Raw genomic sequence first — 21,031 nt, forward strand, 5'->3', positions numbered from 1 at the left:
GTATTAAATAGAAAAATGATAAGGAGTGAGAATTAAATGAAAGAAAAGAACAATGCGGCTTGGGAAAGTCATGAAAAAAGAGCTAACGATAAGATTTTTTTGATTGTATTAATTATAGTTTTACTAGCATTTGCATATAGAGTTTTTGTTTATGATCAATATTTTAATCCAGAAACACTATTTATCAAAGCTGACAAACTTATGTCTAATACTGATGCTATTAAGATTGAAGATAAGTTAGTTAAGTTTGACATAGTATCTAGCTCAATAAGAAAGGAAAGGGCTGAAGGCGAGTACACTGATACAAAAGAAGTATTACTTCTTAATGATGCTGGCAAAGAGATAGGCAAAGCAAAATTTTCTAAATTTAAAGATGAGTATGTAATTAGAGTGTATAAATATGAGTGTAAAGTTGAATTATTAAATGAAAGTGCTAAACTTAATTCTTTATTACTTAAGGAAATAATTTAGTATCGAGATTAAATTTTCTATATAAAAGTTAATAAGCCCATAGATATTAATGACTAGTGTAAAAGCTAGTCATTTTTTATTTAAGAAAAAATAATTTAGGCTTAAAAATAATACTAAAGTAGTATTTTTTGGACATTTCTGTAACATGATTGTAATAATTGTAGTAAAAAGTAGCAAAATGGTTTAAAATGGTTGTAATAAAGCTAGAAATGGTTCGAAATGGTTATTAATGTTTCGAATGCATTAAGAAGGTGTTATCAATGTTCATGGGTTTATTCAAACATAGTATTGATTCAAACGGGAGGGTTATCATACCCTCTAAAATGCGTGATGAACTTGGTAAAGACTTCATAATCACGAGAGGATACGACAGATGTATCTACGTTTATAACCGCGAAACATACGAGAAAAAGCTTGAGCAATTCGATGATCTACCTGACACTGTCTTAGAAAACAGAAAATTTGAACGTGAGATGTTCCTTTATATGAACGAAGCAAACATGGACAAGAACGGCCGTGTAATGCTTCCTGAGATGCTTAGAGAGATGATGGATATAAAGGGTGACGTCTACATCATTGGTGTTAGAAAGAGAATCGAAATTTGGGATACAGAAGTTTATAAGAACTACAAGGCAACTGTCGCACCTCTTGAAGAGCTTGCAAACAATATAAAGAGAGATTAGTTATGGAGTTTAAGCACGTACCTATAATGCTTTCAGAAGTGATTAATGGCCTTGATATAAAGCCTAACGGCATTTACTTAGACGGAACCATAGGCGGAGCAGGTCACTCACAAGAGATATTAAAAAGGCTAAGTGACGACGGACTACTTATAGGTGTTGACAGGGATAAGGAAGCTCTTAATAAGGCAAACGAAGTGCTAAGTAGTGTTGGTGGCAATTTTAAGTTAGTTCACGACAACTATAGAAATATTAAAGCCATTTGCCAAAGTCTAGGTATTAAGCACCTTGATGGCATACTACTTGACATAGGTGTATCGTCATATCAGCTTGACAACAAGGACAGAGGCTTTTCATACAGACTTGATGCCAAACTTGATATGCGCATGGATCAAGAAAGTGGCAAATCGGCATACGACATCGTTAATACATACTCTAAAGAGGAACTAGAAGAGGTCATCTTCAAGTACTCGCAAGAGAGATGGGCTAGAAGGATAGCTGAATTCATCTGCGAATACAGAGAAGAAAAGCCGATAGAGACGACATTCGAACTTACTGATGTGATCAAAAGAGCAATACCTAAGAAGGCGAGAGAGAACAAACACCCTTCAAAGAAGACATTCCAAGCCTTAAGGATAGAGGTAAATGACGAGCTGGGCGCACTAAATGCTGCTTTGCAAGACGCTATCGATATATTAAATACGGACGGTAGGATAGCGATAATTACATTTCATTCGATGGAAGATAAAATTGTAAAAGACATATTTAAGTTTAATACGCTTGATTGCATTTGCCCACCTGAGAGCATTATATGTACATGCAATCATAAGAGAAAGCTAAAGCTTGTAAACAATAAGCCGCTTGTAGCAAGCAAAGAAGAATTAAAAGCTAATCCTAGAAGTGAGAGTGCAAAGCTTAGGATAGCTCAAAGAGTATAGAGGGAGGAATATTATGTCATCTGCAGCGAGAAAATTATATGATAGTCCAGTTTATTCGCAAGAAAGAACAATAAGTAGACCACTTGTTAAAAAGAATTTAAAGAGTAGATCTAAAGCAAAGGAGAGAGTAGTTAATGTCTTCTTTGTTAGAACAGTTCTTTGTGCTCTTGCACTTGGAATGATATTTACTATGCTTGTTTTTTGCGCAGATAGAGTAACTAGAGTGCAAAACTCTATAAACCATAGCAATGCTGAAATCTCAAGACTTAAAGCTAGTCTTATAGATGAAACAGCAAAGCTTGAAAGCCTTAAGAATGCAGGAGCTATAGAGTTCGAAGCAAGGACTAAGCTTGGAATGATATACCCTAATGAAAGTCAAATATTAAACATAAATACAAATAATGCTGCAGAAAAAGAGATTGACGATAAAGTTATCGTTAGTCTTGATCATGACATCGATAAAAATATAGAAGAAAGTGACAGAAAATGAAAACGCGAAATAGCGATAGACATATAAGACGAAGAAAGACAGGCAAGTTTAAAACTCCTAATAAGTATAATAGGATTTTGACTGTACTGGCTTTTTTTGGATTAATAATACTAGTATTTTTAATTAAATTATTCTCAGTGCAGATAACTGGTGCGAAGGGCTTGAAAGAGTACGCCGTTGGTCAATGGACTAAGGCGGTCAGCCTTGGCAATCAAAGAGGCTACATATACGATAGAAATAATAAACCATTAGCGGTAAATAAAAACATCGTAACTATATGGAGTGCTCCATTCAAAGAAGATGAGGATGAAAAGGAAGAAGCGAAGTTAAAGAGAGAGAAGAAGTATAACGATATAGCTGAAGAAGTTTCAACAAAGATATCTGAGATAACTAAAGAGGATGCAAAAGATATACTAGATAGAATCAAGAGCAAAAAGAGAATTAGAGTTGTTAAAGAGATGGAACTTGATGATTACAAGAAGCTTAAAGAAAGCATGGCAGGCATCAAGTTTAAAACTGTTCTTGAAATTGAAGAAAAAGCTAAGAGATACTACCCATTTAACGATTTAGCATCTCAGCTTATTGGCTTTAATGATATTGACAACGTTGGTATCAATGGCCTTGAGGTTAAGCTTAATGAGGCTTTAGAAGGTAGAGATTCTAAGAAGGTTCAACAGCTTGAAGCAAACATGAAAAACGCGCTTCCTAACCAAGAAGCAAGGATTATAGAGGGTAAAAAGAGCGTTAACGTCGTTCTAACTATTGACGAAAAACTTCAAAGAGAAGTAGAAAAGATAGCTGACGCTGCGAGAGAAAAGCAAAGCGCTGAGTCTGTATCGATCATAGTTATGGACCCAAGAGACTCATCTATACTTGCCTTAGCCAATACTGGCAGATTCAACCTAAACGACCCAAGAAATAAGCCGGACGATGTTGAAGAAGAAGTTTGGGACGAGGCAAAGGATGAAGAGAAGAATCAAATATTATTTGATAAGTGGCGTAACAACGCTATAAGTGACTCGTATGAGCCGGGATCTGTTTACAAGGTAATAAACCTTGCAGCAGGACTAGAAGAAGGCAAGCTAAATGACAACATGACATTCTCTTGTTCAGGCTCTATAAACATCTTCGGAAGAACACTATCATGCGCCGAGCACAAAGCTCACGGCACACAAAATATATCACAGGCGCTAAACAACTCTTGTAACGTTGCCTTCGTGCAAATAGGTAACATCTTAGGCAAGAAAGACCTGTTTAGATACGCAAAGGCTTTTGGCTTCGGCGAAAAAAGTGGCATCGACTTACCTGGCGAGAGCTTAGGTATACTTCCAACAAACTTTGATACTATAGGTCCAGTTGAGCTTGCAACTATGTCATATGGACACGGTCTTGCGGTAACACCTATACAGATGGCGAACGCAATATGCGCTGTTGTTAATGGCGGTACGCTTTATAAACCAAAGCTTGTTTTAAAGACTGTTGATGACTTTGGCAATGTCATAGACACACCAAAGAGTGTTGTTAGAAGAAAAGTTATTTCAGAAGATACAAGTGAGCATATGAGAAGACTTCTTGAAAGTGTTGTTAGAGACGGGCACATCAAAAGATCAAGGATAGAAGGCTACAGAATCGGCGGCAAGACAGGTACAGCACAAAAGATAGTTGATGGTAAGTACAAGAAGAACGCATATATATCGTCCTTCGTAGGAGCTTTCCCTATCGATAATCCAGAGTTTGTAGTACTTGCAATTGTGGATGAGCCAAGAAGCGGTATTGCATACGGTTCTTTGGTTGCGGCACCTATATTCCAAGATGTAGCAAAATTTATAATCGACTACTACAAAATACCTCCAGCTAGCGAGGTTACAGAAGTTGAGAATGAAAAGGTACAAGTACCTAACTTAAAAGACAAGACTATGGGTGAAGCGGGACTTGAACTTGCAGACCTATCACTAAGTTTTGATACTAATTATAAAGAATATACAGAAGAATCAGTAATCATATCACAAAGCATAAAGCCAGGTGTCTATGTTGAAAAGGGCACTGTTATAACGCTTGATGTTGAAGTTAAGAAGGAAAATACAATTCTTACACCGGACTTCAAAGGTATGACTCGTGATGAGGCATTAGGACTAGCTGAGAAGATTGGCATTAAGCTAAGAATCAATGGAGATGGCATTGTTAAGAAGCAAAGTCCTCAAGCGGATAAAGAAGTAAGAAAGAACTCTATAGTTGTATTAGATTTGGGGGACTAAGATGTTTAAAAATATAAAGACATACAGCATAATCATATCGATACTAAGCTTTCTTATACTTTGCATACTTGCGAAGATAATCATACCAGAGCTTAGAAAGTACAAACTTGGACAAAACATAAGACAGGAAGGACCTAAATCGCATCTAAAGAAGGCAGGCACGCCGACTATGGGTGGAGTCTTGTTCGTAGTAAGTTCACTACTAGCGCTTATCGCTTCATACCTTATGGGCTTTGTCTTTACAAAAGAGATCATACTACTTGCCTTAGGCAGCACTGCTTATGGCCTTGTAGGTTTTTTAGACGACTATATAAAATTCTTTAAGCACAGAAATTTAGGCTTAAGGGCATATCAAAAGCTATTATTGCAAATGCTTTTCTCAGCTCTTATAGCATACTTTGCATACAAACTAGTAGGAACTAAGGTATCTATACCATTCTACAAAGAAGTGAACTTAGGTAAGTGGGTAATCTTACTTAACTTCTTCATACTAGTTGCAAGCACAAATGCAGTTAATTTAACAGATGGACTTGACGGACTTGCGACAGGCGTTATGTCTATCATACTACTAACACTAGCGATATTCTCATTAAAGATTTCAAATATGACAACATACGCATATTCAATAATAATGTTTGCATCGCTACTAGGATTTTTATTATTTAACAAGTACCCAGCACAAATTTTTATGGGTGACACTGGATCATTGTTCTTAGGAGGCGTCTTAGCAATATTAACTATACTACTAGGACTGCACTTCTACATGATTATATATGCTTTAGTTTTGATTATGGAAACACTTTCGGTTATCATACAGGTAGTGGTGTTCAAAAAGACAGGTAAGAGAGTTTTTCTTATGAGTCCACTGCACCACCACTTTGAGATGAAAGGCATGAAAGAGACTAAAGTTGTTATGATGTTTTGCGTGTGGACACTAGTTCTATGCGTGGCATCATTAGTAATATTTTTGAGGTGATAATATGGACTACAAGGACAAAAATATTCTGATTTTAGGATATGGAATATCTGGCTACGGAGCTTCTTTATACTTTATAAGTAAAGGAGCTAATGTTTATGTTTACGATGACAACATGGATCAAATCTTAAAGGACAGGGCAAACGAGAACCTTGACGATATTAAATTTTTAACAAGAACTGAGCTTGATGCCATCGAGTTTAGCTTTGTGTTAAAGAGCCCTGGAATAAAACCATCTTCAGATATAATTCGCTACCTTGTAGACAAGAACGTTGAGATAGTCTCTGATATAGAAATACTTTATAGAGACTTTAAGAATCATAAGTTCATCGTTATCACAGGTACTAACGGAAAGACAACTACAACAACATTCATCGGCAAAGTGCTTAAAGACCTTGGCTACAATGTCAATGTCATAGGCAATATTGGAGTCTCGCCACTACTTGAAGCAGCAAGCTATGACACACACGTCATAGAGGCATCAAGCTTTCAATTAGAGTACACAAAAGATTTCAAACCTAACATTGCCATCATACTAAATATCACACCAGATCATTTGGATTGGCACGGATCATTCAAAGCTTATGAAGAGGCGAAGAAGAAAATTTATAAAAATATGGACAAGTCGTCATATTTGATACTTAATTATGACGATATCGCCTTAAATAAGGTGGATCAAGATACAAATATACTATATTTCTCATCAAAAGAAAAAGATTTAGTAGATATGAACTACATCGCACCAAACATAGTTGACAAAGATAAAAACATTGTCATAAACAAGGACGATATATTCATAAAGGGTCGTCACAACTACGAGAACCTTATGGCAGCAACTCTTGCTCTAGAAGTCTTTGGTGTTAAGAGAGAAGACATAGTTAAAGAGATAAAGGACTTCAAGGGGGTTGAGCATAGAATCGAGTTCGTTAGATCGCTTGATGATGTTGAGTACTATAATGACTCTAAGGGCACTAACCCTGATGCGTCTCTTAAAGCGGTAGAAGCCTTTGACAAGAGCATAGTTTTAATTGCAGGTGGCTATGATAAGAACATACCATTCGAAGACTTTGCATCGAAGGCGAAGAATAAGATTAGAAGCCTAGTATTATTTGGCCAAACAAAGGATAAGATCAAAGAGGCTTTCAATAATGTTGGCTACGACAAGATAACTATGGTTCAAAATATGAGAGAAGCAGTTACAGTTGCTCGCTCGCATGCACAAAAAGGCGACATAGTACTATTGTCACCACTATGCGCAAGCTGGGGAATATACAAAAACTACAAAGAACGCGGACTTGAATTTAAAAAATTAGTAAATGAGTTGAAGTAAATGAAAAATAGAAGTAATGCACCTGATTATCACATCTTAATATCTGTTATATGTCTAATCATCTTAGGCATACTGCTTGTATATACAAGCTCATACCCATACAGCTATCAGCTTGAGAATGGTAAGTATGGCGGGGTGTACTTTTTAACAAGGCACCTAGTCTTTGTCTTAGCAGGGGCAATACTATCATTAATTGCTTATAGGATTGATTATAAAAAGTATGATACAAGATTCTTTATAAGCTTTATGCTAATATCAAGTATAGTTTTAGTATTGATACTAAAGCTTACACCACTAGGTACTGACTTCGGTAAAGGAGCGAAGAGGTGGATCAACTTAGGTGGTTTCTCTTTCATGCCTTCTGACGTAATCAAAGTTGCAGCAGTCTTTTGCATGGCATCATATATGAGCAGAATTAAGATGAATAGAAGAAATATGCAAAACATCGTCGTAGTGCCTATAGCCATCATCGCATTCTTTTCTGGAATTATATACATACAAAAGGACTTAGGTACTGCAGTAACAGTTGCAGGCTCTCTATCTATCATGTACTTCATAGGTGGCGCACCGCTTGGTATAATACCGCCTGCCTTAATAGGTGGAGCAGGTGTTGTATACCTTGCGATATTTAGAAACACATTTAGAAGAGAGAGAATCTTTGGCTACCTAGATCCAATTAAGAATATAAGACACGCAGGTTGGCAGCCGGCACAAAGTTTATTTGCTTATGCCAATGGCGGCCTATCGGGTGTTGGCATTGGTAGAAGCACGCAAAAGTTCTTCTATATACCAGAAGTTTATAACGACTATATACTTGCTATATGTGGTGAAGAACTTGGTTTCTTAGGTATGATTTGCATTGTTGCCTTGTTTTCTGTTATAATCATTAAAGGATATTTAACAGCTGCAAGAGCAAAGGATAGATACGGACTTATGCTTGCAAGTGGCATCAGCTCACTTATAGCTATACAATTTTGGATAAACGCAGCGGTATCTGTTAACCTAGTGCCATCTAAAGGTATTACACTACCATTTATTAGTTATGGTGGTACATCTTTAATCATATATATGATACTAGCAGCAGTACTGTTAAATATATCTAAGAGTGCAAATTCAGAGGTGAAGTAATGCGATTTATCGTAACAGGTGGTGGCACAGGTGGACACATATACCCAGCCATGACCATAGCAAAGAAATTAATTGAGAATAATCATGAAGTAATATACGTTGGCAGAAAAGGCAGTCTTGAAGAAAGACTTGTTGCTAAAGAAGACATAGTCTTCAAAGGCATAGACATTGTTAAGATACCGAAGAAGAACCCAAAGGATGCTTTGAAGTTTTTGAGACTTCTTTTCAAATCGCTTGGTGATTGCAAAAGGATAATCAAGGACTTTAAGCCGGATCTTGTCATAGGTACGGGTGGCTATGTATCGGGCCCACTTGTCTATGAAGCACAAAGGCTGAAGATCAAGTCAGTAATCTTCGAGCTTAATGTTCACGCAGGCATCACAACAAGACTTTTGAAGAAGAGGGCGACTAGGATACTAGTTACGAATGAGAATACAAAGATGCTTCTTAATAAAGAAGACGTTACTAATATAGTTGGAATACCAATTAGAAAAGATTTTGATGATATACATGAGAAGGCAGATCACAAGTCCTACTACGACTTTGATAACGACAAAAAAATTGTCTTATCATTTGGCGGAAGCGGTGGACAAAAGTCTATCAATGAGACTGTGCTTGATATGATTAAGAAGCATTATAAGGACATGGACTTCAACATTTTCCACGTAAGTGGAACTTATGCATACAACTGGTTCAAGGGAGAACTTGATAAGGCAGGTATTGATTACACTAAATCTAATATTCGCGTTGGAGAGTATCTATATGATATGCCAAAGGCTTTGATAGATGCTGACATGGTTATCACGAGTGCAGGGGCGCTTACACTTAATGAAGTCTCCTGTGTTAGGAAACCTGTCATTATAATACCAAAGGCCTATGTTGTTGAGAACCACCAAGAGTATAACGCACGCTACTTTGAAGAGATGGGCGCTGCAAAGATGATTCTTGAGAAGGATCTTAACGAAGACCTATTATACGAAGAGGTCAATAAAATACTTCATAACGAAGATGTTTACAAGTCAATGCAAGAGGGACTTAAGAATATATTTCACAAAAACGCTATTGATGAGATATATGATATAATTATAAAAACTGTTTAAAGGTGAAATTATGGAACCAATGAGTAAAAAGGATATAAGGAGAAACAGAATAAAGAAGCAAAGACAAAGAAGGAGAAGTCTGATGAGATTCTTCGTAATTACTGTAATTGTTTTTGCCTTCATCTTGTTTATATTCAATACAAAACTCTTTGGCCTAAAGAATATAAAAGTTACAGGCAATAAAAACTTGTCAACAGATGAGATCATAAAGGCGAGTGAACTTGAGATTGGCGAGAACATACTTAAGCAAAGCTTAGCAGAAGCAAAGGCAAAGATTAAAGTTAACCCATATGTCGAGGATGCACACCTTTCTATGTCTTCAAAGGACACTATAAGTATAGAGATTAAAGAAAGATTGATTGCAGCTGAGTTCTATAGTGACTCTAAGTACATCTACATTGACGAAAAGGGTACCGTACTGGAGAATAGTAATTCATACAAGGACGGTTACCCACTAATAAAGAACTTTGACAAGACTCATCTTGAACAAGGAGAGAACTTTTATAATACGGAAGTTGGTGCTTCATTACAAGAGCTTATAGTTGAGATGAGCGCTAATAATTTAGTTAAAGATATTAAGACTATAGAGAAGAATGCAGACTTAGAGGTTTCACTTAACTATAGGAATGGACTTGTTGTTCAGCTAGGTGAGTTAAAGGACATCAGATACAAGATGAAGGTTTTAAACGAGCTTATGATTAAGCTTAAGGACAAAGGACAGGTCCCAAAGATGATTATGTTTAACAAGGGCAAAGCGCCTGTTGTAGTTTTAGATACGGGTGAATAGATGAAAATTGATAAGAAAAAGATAATGTTATTCATTGCTTGCGTAGTTGTAGGTATAGCCATAACGATGCAGCTTAAGACGGTTAGAAAAACAGTTGGCAACCCCTTAAATGTTAAGAGAGCGCAGGAGCTTGCACAAAGGGTTAAATCTCTGGAGTCTGAAAGAGATAAACTATTGCAAAGGCTTGACGAGACAGAAGACAAGCTTAGAGAGTATGAAAAACCTGGATCAAGCAACAATGAGATAGCAAAGAAATTATACGAAGAAACTGAAAAATATAAAATGATATCAGGCTATACTGATCTAAAAGGCAAGGGCATCATATTAACTATAGATGAGCCTAAGCTTGCTGATGGAGAAGTAGGCTTCGGCATACAAAATGACATCGACTTAGTACTTAGCACTATAAGCGTTTTGAACAGTGCAGGAGCAGAAGCCATCTCAATAAACGAAGAGAGATACACATCATTTACAGAGATAGTAAGTGCAGGTAAACATATAGAGGTCGGCGGAGTCAGTATGTCAGCGCCTATAGTCATCAAGGCTATAGGCGACGCCGACACCATGCAATCGGCTATAGAGTTTAAGGGCGGAATTAAGGACGAGCTTCAAAACTATAACTATCAAGTAACATTGACAGCAAGGGATGACATAGTTATACCTAGATACAAAAAGAGTATCGAGTTCTTGTATGCTAAGCCTGTTTATGAAGTGCAAGAATGAAATACAAGACTAAACGCATTGTGCTTGTCATAATTTATCTTTTAATAGGTGTCTTCTTAGGCTTATACTTAAAGACAGGCAAAGAGTTTTTCGAGCCTTTAAGCATAAACAAGATGAAAGAGACGAGTACTAAGATAAAAAATTTAAAAGCTGAGATAAAGAGCATCAATGAAGAGCTTGAGAAGCAAGACAAAAAACTTGAGACTCTTGAGAAACTTGTCAAGAACGATAGCGAGTTCTTAAAGTTCTTAAAGGATGAAAAAGTTTTTTATGAGATGATATCAGGCGACGTGGACCTTGAAGGTGCAGGCATAGTTCTAACGATTACGGAAGAGAGTGTCGATAGACCTGTCAAGAGGACCGATGTTATTCACGATAGCGACCTACTAAGAATAATTAATGATCTTAGAACTTCAGGTGCTGAGGCCATATCTATAAACGACCTGAGAGTTTATTCGAGAACAGGCGTTAAGTGCAACGGCCCTGTCGTTAGACTCAACGGCAGAACTAAGGGTGCACCTTTCATTATAAAGGCGATAGGCAACAGTGATAAATTATACTCAGCAATAAAATCACCAGGTACCTTTGCAAGCATACTAGAGACCATAAACCCAATTAAGCTTGAGATTGAACAAAAAGAAAAGGTGCTTGTTAAGAAAAAGATAGACGAAGATAAGATTATATATTCAAAAACTTTGACAGGAGAGGATAAAAAATGATTATTGCAATCATAGGTATAGTAATTGGTATACTCATAGGCTACCTATTACCATACAGCTACAATCCATATTATTCATTGTATATATCCATGGCACTACTTGCAGCGATTGACTCAGTCTTTGGCGGCTTGAATGCATACTTGGACAATAATTTTAATAATAAGCTATTTTTATCAGGCCTTATAGGTAACTCCATCATCGCTGCACTACTGACATGGCTTGGAGATATCTTAAGCATACCTCTATATTATGCAGCAATATTTGTCTTTGGAGGAAGAATTTTTAACAATTTTGCAACAATTAGAAGAAAAATACTAAACAAAATGTAAATTTTGTGGTAGAATATAAGTAATAGAGTAAATAATTAAAACTTAGTATAAAAAGGAGGATTCGTAAATGATTGATTTTGATGTAGAAATTGACCAATTTGCAAAGATTAAAGTTATAGGTGTTGGTGGAGCAGGTAACAACGCCGTTAACAGAATGGTTGATGCAGGTGTAAAGGGTGTTGAATTTATTGCTGTTAATACAGATAGACAAGCTCTTGCATCATCAAAGGCACAAAACAAAATTCAAATAGGAGATAAGGTAACTAAGGGACTAGGAGCTGGAGCTAATCCAGAAGTAGGTTCTCAAGCAGCTCTTGAAGATAAAGAAGGCATCACTGAAATGCTTAAAGGCACTGACATGGTATTTATCACAGCTGGTATGGGCGGTGGAACTGGTACTGGTGCTGCACCTATCATTGCACAAATCGCTAAGGAACAAGGCATACTAACTGTAGGCGTTGTTACAAGACCATTTGGCTTTGAAGGCATGAAGAGAGCTAAGAACGCATCTCAAGGTGTTAGCCAACTACTTGAAGTTGTTGATACACTAGTAACTATACCAAACGATAGACTACTTCAAATAGCTGACAAGAAGACATCACTAAAAGATGCATTCATTATGGCTGACGAAGTATTAAAACAAGGTATTCAAGGTATATCAGACCTTATTAGTGTTCCAAACCTAATCAACCTAGACTTTGCTGACGTTAAGACTATCATGGAGCAAAAGGGTATCGCTCATATGGGTATAGGCTTTGCTCAAGGAGATAACAGAGCAACAGATGCAGCAAAACTTGCAATCAAGTCACCACTACTTGAAACATCTATAGAAGGAGCTAAGTCCGTTCTATTAAACATCACTGGTGGTACAGACCTTGGTATGTTCGAAGTTAACGAAGCAGCAGACTTAATCAGACAATCAGTTGCTGACGATGCAAACATCATCTTCGGTGCTGGTATTGACGAAAGCCTTGGCGACTCTATAAAGATAACTGTTATTGCTACAGAGTTTGACGATGGATCTAAACCTGCTAAAAAGGATGCAAATAAAGACTCTGAAGCTGAAGAAGAAAAGAACGAAGAAAGCAGAAGTGAAAGCACTTCAAGCTTTAACGATACTTTACTAGTACCTGATTTTTTAAAGAATAATTAATTATGAAGTGTCCTTTTTGTTCTTACGAAGATTCAAAAGTATTAGATTCAAGACCTACTAATGAGGGTACTGCGATTAGGAGACGTAGAGAGTGTCTTCGCTGTAAAAAAAGATTTACAACATATGAAAAAATTGAAGAAACACCTTTAATAGTTGTCAAGAAAAACGGAGACAGAGAGACATTTGACAGAAGTAAGATATTAAAGGGCGTAATAAAATCTTGCGAGAAAAGACCTGTTAGCTTAAGTCAAATTGAAGGCTTGGCAGATAGCGTCGAAGAAAAGCTTATGAGCACTATGAAGAAGGAAGTTTCTTCCAACGAAGTAGGCGAGCTTATAATGCAAGGTCTTAAAGAGATAGACCAAGTTGCATATGTAAGATTTGCTTCAGTATATAGAGAGTTTAAAGATACTCAGTCATTTATGAAAGAGCTCCAAAAGATTATAGACGAACAAAACAATTAATAAATGAAAAATCCTGACCATGTGGTCAGGATTTTTTTGATGGGAATATTAAACTACTCGATGATTATAGGTCCATTGCTTGTTTTTATATCACCGAATAGAGTAAGGTCTGAATCGTTATTTAGTGAGGCAGTTGTTAGCTCGTCGTTATCTCTGTTAAGAACATATCTATCGTCATCAAAGACAGCTGGGCAAGTATACTTATTTATGCCTCTTAGGTTTAGCTTAACATTCTTGCTTACACTCTCTAATTCGACAGTGACAGGTCCATTGCTGTTAGTAACAATGATGTTCTCTGCACAGTTGAATACATCTTTTACATCAACAAAAGCGTTTGTTGTGTGCGCTTCTAAATTAACGAATGGAGTGTTGTATAAAGTTATTTCAGCATTTGTTGTATTTATTAGTAGATCAGTGAACTTTGAGTCCTTAATCTTTATTGAGTCGTTAGTTGTTTTAAGCTCCGACTTATTAATTATTGAATCTTCAATTTTGATATAGTCATTGCTTGTTGTTAAGTAAAGCTCGTTACATATGATAGAGTCAAGTACTATCTTGTCATTGCTTGTTGTAGCTTTAACATTTGCAAAGGATTGTGCAGGCACTAATACCTTTAGGCTTACAGCAAAGTCCTTCTTTGTAAGTTCAGAGTAGTTTGGCTCTATAAGAACTTCTTTATCATCAATATAGCAGTTGATGAACTCATAATTTTCTGGTATATCTTTCTTATCTGTATAATATATCTTGCCATAGACCTCAATTTGATCTGAGTTCGATGGAAGTATCTCTATCTTTTCATTAGTATTGTTTATAATTAAATCATATTTTTTCTTTTTGTCTAAATCTAACTTAAGTGTCGCGAACTTTTTCTTTTTTAGTCCATTGTCCATATCGAAGTTAAGGTTTGCATATACACGGCCATTCTTCATGCCTTCTTCAGCAACATGCAAGGATTTATTCACTATCTTATTAACAAAGTTTGAGATTTTGTTTGCAAACTTATCTGACATATCCATGTAATCAGAGCCTTCAGCGTTGTAATGAACTTCGTGTTTGTTGTTTGGCTTGTATTGCTTTTCATTTTTCTTTGCACCAACTGCATTCAGAAGCTTTAGCGCTTCTTCTTCGTTAATCTTTCCATCCTTTAACATCTTAAGGATCATAATTTTTTCTTCAGACATTTTAAACCTCCTTTAGTTCAAGAAGCATTTTTTCTGCTTCACTACTGCTTATTGCACCGGAATTTAATAACTCAAGTATATCTTTCTCGCTGGTACTACTCTTGCGATCAGAGATGATCTCATTTATTTGATCGAGTTTCTTAACTACAGTAGGGTAGGATATACCAAGAGCTCTTTCAATCTCTTTAATATTGCCTCTGTTTAACAAAAAAGTTTTGATAAAGTCAATCTGCTCAGCGTTAAGCTTGTAGAAAGAACTGTTTTCAAATCTTCCTTCTATGCTTGTGTTGCAGTTTTCACAAACTAGCCTTTCTATGTATAGTTTTGATCCGCACACAGGACATTCATTTAATGCTTTATTAATCATATTGACCTCCTTGCTTAAGATTATATATCTAAGAATTAAAAATGTCAATATATTTTTTAAAAATATTTAAAAATATTTAAGTTTTTACTTAAAAAAATTAATTTTAGAATAAAATAATTTAATGTTGGACATCTTGCATCTTATTTGATATAATAAAAACGGTGAGAGAATGAATTTGTTTGATATGCAAAGAGAAAAAAATTTAAAATTAGGTCAAAATTTGGCTGAAAGATTTAGACCGAAGAGTCTAGATGACTATATCGGTCAAGAAAAAGTCATCAATAAGAACTCTTTTCTATACAAAGCAATCAAGGCAGACAGACTTCCATCGCTAATACTATATGGTCCTGCAGGCACAGGTAAGACTTCACTTGCTAACGTCATTGCTAACACAAGCAAGTCAAACTTTATCAAGATAAGTGCCGTGGGTAGTGGAGTGAGCGATTTAAAGAAGGCAGTCGAAGAAGCTAAGAGGCTTTTAGAAGAGAACAAAAAGACCATACTCTTTGTTGACGAGATACACAGATTCAACAAAGCACAGCAAGATTTTCTCCTACCTTATGTTGAAGATTCAACAGTAACGCTCATAGGTGCGACGACAGAAAATCCATACTTCGAGGTCAATAGCGCGCTTATATCAAGGTGTTTCATAATAAGGCTTGAGAAGATGAGTGAAGAGAACTTAAAAGTGCTTGCGAGGAAAGCGTTGACTGACGAAGCCAATGGTCTTGCCTCACTAAAGGCTAGTATAGATGAAGACGCATTAGACTATCTAGTAAGGATATCAAACGGTGACGCGAGAAACATGCTTAACTTTTTAGAGATAGCTGTTCTTAGTCAAGACGTTGAGGGCGATATGACAAGAAAGATAAAGTTCGAGGACGTCAAAGGCTTAGTATTTGAGAGAGCTCACTCATACGACAAGAGCTCGACTATGCACTACGACACAATCTCTGCCTTTATTAAAAGTATGAGAGGCTCAGATCCTGATGCAACAGTCTTTTATCTAGCTCACATGCTAAACAATGGCGAGGACCCATTATTCATTGCTAGGCGCATAGTGATATTTGCTTCAGAAGATATAGGACTTGCCGATCCTAATGCACAGACGCTTGCGACATCAGCCTTTTATGCAGTCAAAGCCATAGGTATGCCGGAAGCTCGCATCATTTTGAGTAACGCAGCCATATACATGGCGCTTGCTGAAAAGAATAACTCGACTTACATGGCAATCAATAGGGCTATGGCAGATGTCGATAAGATTAAAGAGTTCCAAATACCTCTGCACATAAGAGACGCACACAACAACGACAAGAAGGTCTTTGGAGATCACGCGGACTACAAGTATCCACACAATTATAAGGATAAAAAACCTGAGCAAAATTATTTGCCTGAAGGTTTAGAAGATAAAAAATATTTTAATAATAATTAAGGAGGTCAACAAATGAAGGTTGGTATTAATGGTTTTGGTAGAATTGGTAGAGATGTTGCTAGGATTCTAGTTGAAGAAAACAACGGCTTAGAATTAGTGCACATCAATGCCTCAGGTGATTTAAAGACACTTAGTCATCTATTTAGAAATGATTCTCTATATGGTAGATTATCAGTTTCTTGTGAAGCTTGTGAAGACGGCTTTATGATAGATGGCAAGAAGATTACAAATACTCAATTTAGAGATCCGGCAGAGATTCCTTGGAAGGACTATGGCGTAGACATCGTTATAGACTCAACTGGAGCTTTTAAAAACAACGAAACTCTTTACAAACACATTGACAAGGGTGGAGCAAAGAAGGTTATTTTAACTGCACCTGCAAAGGGCGAAATTGACAAAACTATCGTTATGGGAGTAAATGAAAAAGAATACGACAAGACTAAGCACAATGTAATCAGTAACGCATCTTGTACAACTAACTGTCTTGCGCCATTAACTAAGGTTATAGAAGACAACTTTGGTATCAAAAGAGGTCTTATGACAACTATCCACGCTTATACTTCTGATCAAGTTTTACTTGACCACAAGCACAAAGACATCAGAAGAGCAAGAGCTGCAGCTATGTCTATGGTCCCTACAACTACAGGAGCAGCAAAGGCGGTTGCACTAGTTATACCATCACTAAAGGATAAGCTTACAGGATATGCAGTTAGAGTACCAGTACCTACAGTTTCACTTACAGACGTTGTATTTGAATTAAATAAGAACGTTACTAAGGAAGAAATCAACGAAGCTGTTAAGAAAGCAAGTGAAAATGAATTAAAGGGTATACTTGAATACGCTGAAGAAGAACTTGTTTCTGTTGACTACGTTGGCGATAGACACTCATCAATCTTCGACCCATTCTTAACTTTAGTAATAGATGGAAATCTAGTAAAGGTTGTTTCTTGGTATGACAACGAATATGGTTACAGCCACAGAGTTGTTGACCTTGCAAAATACATTGCTGATCAAGAATAATTATTATAAAAGGATAAAATGATGAAAAAAACATTAAAAGATTATAATTTTGATGATAAAAGAGTATTGTTAAGATGCGACTTCAACGTTCCTATGAAGGACGGCGTAATCACTGACAATAAACGTATATTTGAGTCGCTTCCAACAATCAAGCACCTTCTTGACAATGGAGCAAAAGTGATTATGATGAGCCACTTGGGTAGACCAAAGGGTGAGTACAACTTAAAATTCACTCTAAAGCCTGTTAAAGAAGAACTAGAAAAGCTTCTTGGAAGAGATGTAAAATTCATCTCTTGCGCAGAAGTTGTTAATGATGAAGTAAGAGAGGCAGCTAAAAATCTTAAAAAAGGAGAACTTCTTTTACTAGAAAACACTAGATTTAGAAAAGAAGAAGAAAAATGCGACGAAGCTTTCTCTAAAGAGCTAGCAGAGCTTGCAGATATCTACATTAATGATGCTTTTGGCACCTCACACAGAGCTCACGCATCAAATGTTGGTGTAAGTAAATTCTTGCCATCAGCACTAGGCTTTTTAGTTGAAAAAGAAATGAACATCATGGCTAAAGAGCTTGACGAGCCAAAGCACCCATTCATTGCTATACTAGGCGGATCAAAGGTATCTGACAAGATTGGCGTAATCGAGAACCTATTAAACAAAGCTGACAAGATACTTATAGGCGGAGCTATGGCGTTTACATTCTTAAAGGCAAAGGGTATGAACGTTGGCAAGAGCTTAGTTGAAGACGATAAGTTAGAGCTTGCACTTGAACTGTTAAAGAAGGCTGATGCAAAGAAAGTTGACTTGGTTTTACCAGTTGACGCTCTATGTGCTAAAGAGATAAAAGAAGACGCAGAAGCTGAATGCTTTGAAGTAAATCATATACCAGATGATATGATGGGTCTTGATATCGGTCCAGAAACTATTGATGTATTTACTAAAAAGCTTTTAGGCGCAAAGACTATAGTTTGGAACGGACCTATGGGTGTCTTTGAGATGGACAAGTTTAAAAACGGTACTAATGCCATCGCCAAAGCACTAGCAAACTCCGATGCAACAACTATTGTCGGCGGAGGAGATAGCGCAAGCGCTGTTCAAAAGGCTGGCTACGAAGAAAAGATTACACACGTTTCAACAGGTGGCGGTGCTTCACTTGAGCTTATGGAAGGAAAAGTTTTACCTGGCATAGCTGCTATTAATGATAAATAAGGAGACAAATTTGAAAAAATTTTTACTTGCTGCAAATTGGAAGATGAACATGGATATAAAGGAGACTGAAGGCTTCTTTAATGATTTGAAGCTAAAGCCTAATGACTACTATGATGTTTATGTCGCAGTTCCATTTACAGATATTTATTTAGCAAATAAAACTAAAAAATCGAATGATATAAAGATAGGTGCACAAAACATCTACTTTGAAGACAAGGGAGCCTTCACTGGTGAGATCAGTACTAAGATGATTAAGTCATGCGGAGCAGAATTTGTTATCATAGGTCACTCTGAAAGAAGAGAAATTTTTAAAGAGTGCGACGAGATGATTAACAAGAAGGTCCTTAAGGCAATTGATGACGATGTAGAAGTAATTCTATGTGTTGGCGAAACTTTGTCTGAGAGAGAAGATGGAGGACACTTTGATAAGATTGAAAAGCAATTAAAGGCTGACTTACTTGGAGTAGATGCTTCTAAGCTTAACAGCTTTGCCATAGCTTATGAGCCAATCTGGGCTATAGGCACTGGCAAGAGCGCTTCTAAGGAAGATGCTGAAGAGATGTGCCGTTTCGTTAGAGAAAAAGTTAAGCTTATGAATCCAAATCTTGCTCAAAAGCTAAGAGTACTATATGGCGGTAGCGTTAAAGATTCAAACGCGGCTGACTTAGCTAAAGAAGAGAACATCGACGGCTTCTTAATAGGCGGTGCTTCACTAAAGAGTGAGTCTTTTGAATCCATTGCTAAGGAGATATAAGATGTCAAAGGCAATACTAATAATACTAGATGGTTTTGGAATTGGTAAAGATAACGACGCGAACGCTGTATATAGAGCCAAGACTCCAACCATAGATAAGTTATTTAAAGAGTGTCCACACGCAAAACTACAAGCGAGCGCAGAGTATGTAGGATTGCCTACGGGACAGATGGGTAACTCTGAAGTTGGCCACTTAAACATAGGCTCAGGTAGAGTTGTCTATCAAGACCTTTCTATGATCAATAGAGATATTAAGAATGGCGACTTCTTCAAGAAAGAAGAGTTCCTTAAGGCGATAGAGCATGCGAAGAAAAACAATACTAATCTTCACCTTATGGGCCTACTAAGCTATGGTGGTGTGCACTCGCACATTGATCATATCAAGGCGCTTTTAGAGCTATGTAAAAAAGAAGGCATGGGTGAGAGAACATACCTACATGCAATCTTAGATGGTAGAGATGTTGGCATACACTCTGGCAAGAGTGATGTCAAGGAAATACTTGACTATATGAAGAGCATCTCATGCGGCAAGCTCGCATCCATAAGCGGAAGATACTATGCTATGGATAGAGATAAACGCTACGAGAGGACTGAAAAGTATTACAAGACTGTAACGTCTAAGACTCCAAATCTTGTATCGGATGACGCTGTAGAGGCTATTAAAAAATCATACGAAGAAGATGTGACTGATGAATTTATCTTGCCTTGTGCTATAAGAAATGATGGTAAAGTAACTGAAATAAAGTCTGGCGACAGCATTATATTCATAAACTTTAGACCAGATAGAGCAAGACAGATCACAGATGCATTCACCAACAAGGACTTTACTGGCTTTGATAGGAAGTTTTTAGATGACATATATTATGTGTGTATGACAAACTACGACTCCAGCTTTAATAATGTTCACATCGCATATAAAGACGAAGAGATAGTGAACACACTTGGAGAAGTTGTCTCAAAGCACGGACTAAAGCAGCTGCGCATAGCTGAGACTGAGAAGTATGCCCACGTAACATACTTTTTCAATGGCGGCCGTGAAGAAAAATTTGCTGGTGAAGATAGAATATTGATTAACTCACCAAAGGTAGCGACATACGATTTAAAACCTGAGATGAGTGCTTATGAGCTTACAGATAAGCTTGTGAGCGTTATGGGAGATTATGACCTAATCATACTAAACTATGCAAACACAGACATGGTTGGACACACAGGAGTTGTTCCAGCAATAATCAAGGCAGTTGAAACAGTTGACACATGCCTTGCAAAACTATTAGCAAAGGCAAAGGAATGTGGCTTCACAGCCATAATCACAGCTGACCACGGTAACTGCGAGGCGATGTTTGATGATGAAGGAAAACCAATCACATCACACACAACAAACCCAGTTCCAGTTATCTTATATAATGACGGAAAGCACAAGATTAAAGATGGTGTCTTGGCAGACTTAGCACCATCATTATTAGATATATTGAATATAGAAAAGCCACAAGAAATGACTGGCGAGAGTCTTTTAGTATCGGAGGATTAA

The 21,031-nt window shown here is 36.9% G+C and carries 22 protein-coding genes; 20 read left to right on the top strand and 2 right to left on the bottom strand.

All coding sequences use genetic code 11. The features are described 5' to 3' along the window. Positions 1–36: 36 nt before the first annotated feature. The 15 genes from KO172_RS05045 to nrdR all read left to right on the top strand — a co-directional run bounded on the left by KO172_RS05045 (position 37) and on the right by nrdR (position 13,543). Entirely contained in the window at positions 37–471 is a 435-nt protein-coding gene (locus KO172_RS05045) for a hypothetical protein (protein ID WP_215492423.1), read from the top strand. Between the two features lie 260 nt (positions 472–731). Continuing rightward, positions 732–1,154 carry a division/cell wall cluster transcriptional repressor MraZ gene (mraZ, locus tag KO172_RS05050; RefSeq protein WP_215492424.1) on the top strand — a complete coding sequence of 141 codons (423 nt, stop codon included), beginning with the start codon at positions 732–734 and terminating at the stop codon, positions 1,152–1,154. 2 nt (positions 1,155–1,156) lie between these two features. Continuing rightward, a complete protein-coding gene (rsmH, locus tag KO172_RS05055) occupies positions 1,157–2,089 on the top strand; it encodes a 16S rRNA (cytosine(1402)-N(4))-methyltransferase RsmH (protein ID WP_215492425.1) in 933 nt (310 codons plus the stop codon). A 13-nt stretch (positions 2,090–2,102) separates the two neighbouring features. Then, a complete protein-coding gene (locus tag KO172_RS05060; RefSeq protein ID WP_215492426.1) occupies positions 2,103–2,579 on the top strand; it encodes an FtsB family cell division protein in 477 nt (158 codons plus the stop codon). Then, positions 2,576–4,834, top strand: a complete 2,259-nt coding sequence (locus KO172_RS05065; RefSeq protein ID WP_215492427.1) for a penicillin-binding transpeptidase domain-containing protein — start codon at positions 2,576–2,578, stop codon at positions 4,832–4,834. Before KO172_RS05060 ends, KO172_RS05065 begins: the two co-directional genes overlap by 4 nt. 1 nt (position 4,835) lies before the next feature. Further along, positions 4,836–5,810 carry a phospho-N-acetylmuramoyl-pentapeptide-transferase gene (mraY, locus tag KO172_RS05070; RefSeq protein WP_215492428.1) on the top strand — a complete coding sequence of 325 codons (975 nt, stop codon included), beginning with the start codon at positions 4,836–4,838 and terminating at the stop codon, positions 5,808–5,810. Positions 5,811–5,814: 4 nt separating this feature from the next. Beyond that, on the top strand, positions 5,815–7,140 hold the full coding sequence (gene murD, locus KO172_RS05075) for a UDP-N-acetylmuramoyl-L-alanine--D-glutamate ligase (protein ID WP_215492429.1): 1,326 nt from the start codon (positions 5,815–5,817) through the stop codon (positions 7,138–7,140). Then, entirely contained in the window at positions 7,141–8,268 is a 1,128-nt protein-coding gene (locus tag KO172_RS05080) for an FtsW/RodA/SpoVE family cell cycle protein (protein ID WP_215492430.1), read from the top strand. Further along, positions 8,268–9,368, top strand: a complete 1,101-nt coding sequence (locus KO172_RS05085; RefSeq protein ID WP_215492431.1) for a UDP-N-acetylglucosamine--N-acetylmuramyl-(pentapeptide) pyrophosphoryl-undecaprenol N-acetylglucosamine transferase — start codon at positions 8,268–8,270, stop codon at positions 9,366–9,368. Before KO172_RS05080 ends, KO172_RS05085 begins: the two co-directional genes overlap by 1 nt. Before the next feature lie 10 nt (positions 9,369–9,378). Beyond that, on the top strand, positions 9,379–10,155 hold the full coding sequence (locus KO172_RS05090; protein ID WP_215492432.1) for a cell division protein FtsQ/DivIB: 777 nt from the start codon (positions 9,379–9,381) through the stop codon (positions 10,153–10,155). Beyond that, entirely contained in the window at positions 10,156–10,878 is a 723-nt protein-coding gene (locus KO172_RS05095) for a DUF881 domain-containing protein (protein WP_215492433.1), read from the top strand. After that, the gene (locus KO172_RS05100) at positions 10,875–11,597 is read left to right on the top strand and encodes a DUF881 domain-containing protein (protein WP_215492434.1); all 723 of its coding nucleotides are present in this window, start codon (positions 10,875–10,877) and stop codon (positions 11,595–11,597) included. Before KO172_RS05095 ends, KO172_RS05100 begins: the two co-directional genes overlap by 4 nt. Then, the gene (locus tag KO172_RS05105; RefSeq protein WP_215492435.1) at positions 11,594–11,926 is read left to right on the top strand and encodes a small basic family protein; all 333 of its coding nucleotides are present in this window, start codon (positions 11,594–11,596) and stop codon (positions 11,924–11,926) included. Before KO172_RS05100 ends, KO172_RS05105 begins: the two co-directional genes overlap by 4 nt. 67 nt (positions 11,927–11,993) lie before the next feature. Continuing rightward, complete coding sequence (gene ftsZ, locus KO172_RS05110; RefSeq protein ID WP_215492436.1) at positions 11,994–13,079, top strand: cell division protein FtsZ; 1,086 nt, start codon at positions 11,994–11,996, stop codon at positions 13,077–13,079. Between the two features lie 2 nt (positions 13,080–13,081). Continuing rightward, positions 13,082–13,543, top strand: a complete 462-nt coding sequence (gene nrdR, locus KO172_RS05115; RefSeq protein ID WP_019213796.1) for a transcriptional regulator NrdR — start codon at positions 13,082–13,084, stop codon at positions 13,541–13,543. Between the two features lie 53 nt (positions 13,544–13,596). Here nrdR and KO172_RS05120 read toward each other — a convergent pair whose 3' ends face one another. Then, positions 13,597–14,724, bottom strand: coding sequence for an SHOCT-like domain-containing protein (locus tag KO172_RS05120; RefSeq protein ID WP_215492437.1), 1,128 nt, complete (start codon positions 14,722–14,724; stop codon positions 13,597–13,599). 1 nt (position 14,725) lies between these two features. Next, complete coding sequence (locus KO172_RS05125; protein WP_215492438.1) at positions 14,726–15,091, bottom strand: DUF2089 domain-containing protein; 366 nt, start codon at positions 15,089–15,091, stop codon at positions 14,726–14,728. 169 nt (positions 15,092–15,260) lie between these two features. Here KO172_RS05125 and KO172_RS05130 point away from each other — a divergent pair, with 169 nt between their 5' ends. The 5 genes from KO172_RS05130 to gpmI are packed head-to-tail and all read left to right on the top strand — an operon-like array spanning position 15,261 to position 21,031. Beyond that, positions 15,261–16,523, top strand: a complete 1,263-nt coding sequence (locus KO172_RS05130; protein WP_215492439.1) for a replication-associated recombination protein A — start codon at positions 15,261–15,263, stop codon at positions 16,521–16,523. 12 nt (positions 16,524–16,535) lie between these two features. Continuing rightward, complete coding sequence (gene gap, locus KO172_RS05135) at positions 16,536–17,543, top strand: type I glyceraldehyde-3-phosphate dehydrogenase (protein ID WP_215492440.1); 1,008 nt, start codon at positions 16,536–16,538, stop codon at positions 17,541–17,543. Positions 17,544–17,564: 21 nt separating this feature from the next. Further along, positions 17,565–18,749, top strand: coding sequence for a phosphoglycerate kinase (locus KO172_RS05140; RefSeq protein WP_374047647.1), 1,185 nt, complete (start codon positions 17,565–17,567; stop codon positions 18,747–18,749). A 10-nt stretch (positions 18,750–18,759) separates the two neighbouring features. Beyond that, positions 18,760–19,503 (top strand): triose-phosphate isomerase, encoded by a 744-nt coding sequence (tpiA, locus tag KO172_RS05145; protein ID WP_215492442.1) that lies wholly within the window; start codon positions 18,760–18,762, stop codon positions 19,501–19,503. A 1-nt stretch (position 19,504) separates the two neighbouring features. Then, entirely contained in the window at positions 19,505–21,031 is a 1,527-nt protein-coding gene (gene gpmI, locus KO172_RS05150) for a 2,3-bisphosphoglycerate-independent phosphoglycerate mutase (protein ID WP_215492443.1), read from the top strand.

This window comes from Fenollaria sporofastidiosus, assembly GCF_943169635.2.
Taxonomy (GTDB): domain Bacteria; phylum Bacillota; class Clostridia; order Tissierellales; family Peptoniphilaceae; genus Fenollaria; species Fenollaria sporofastidiosus.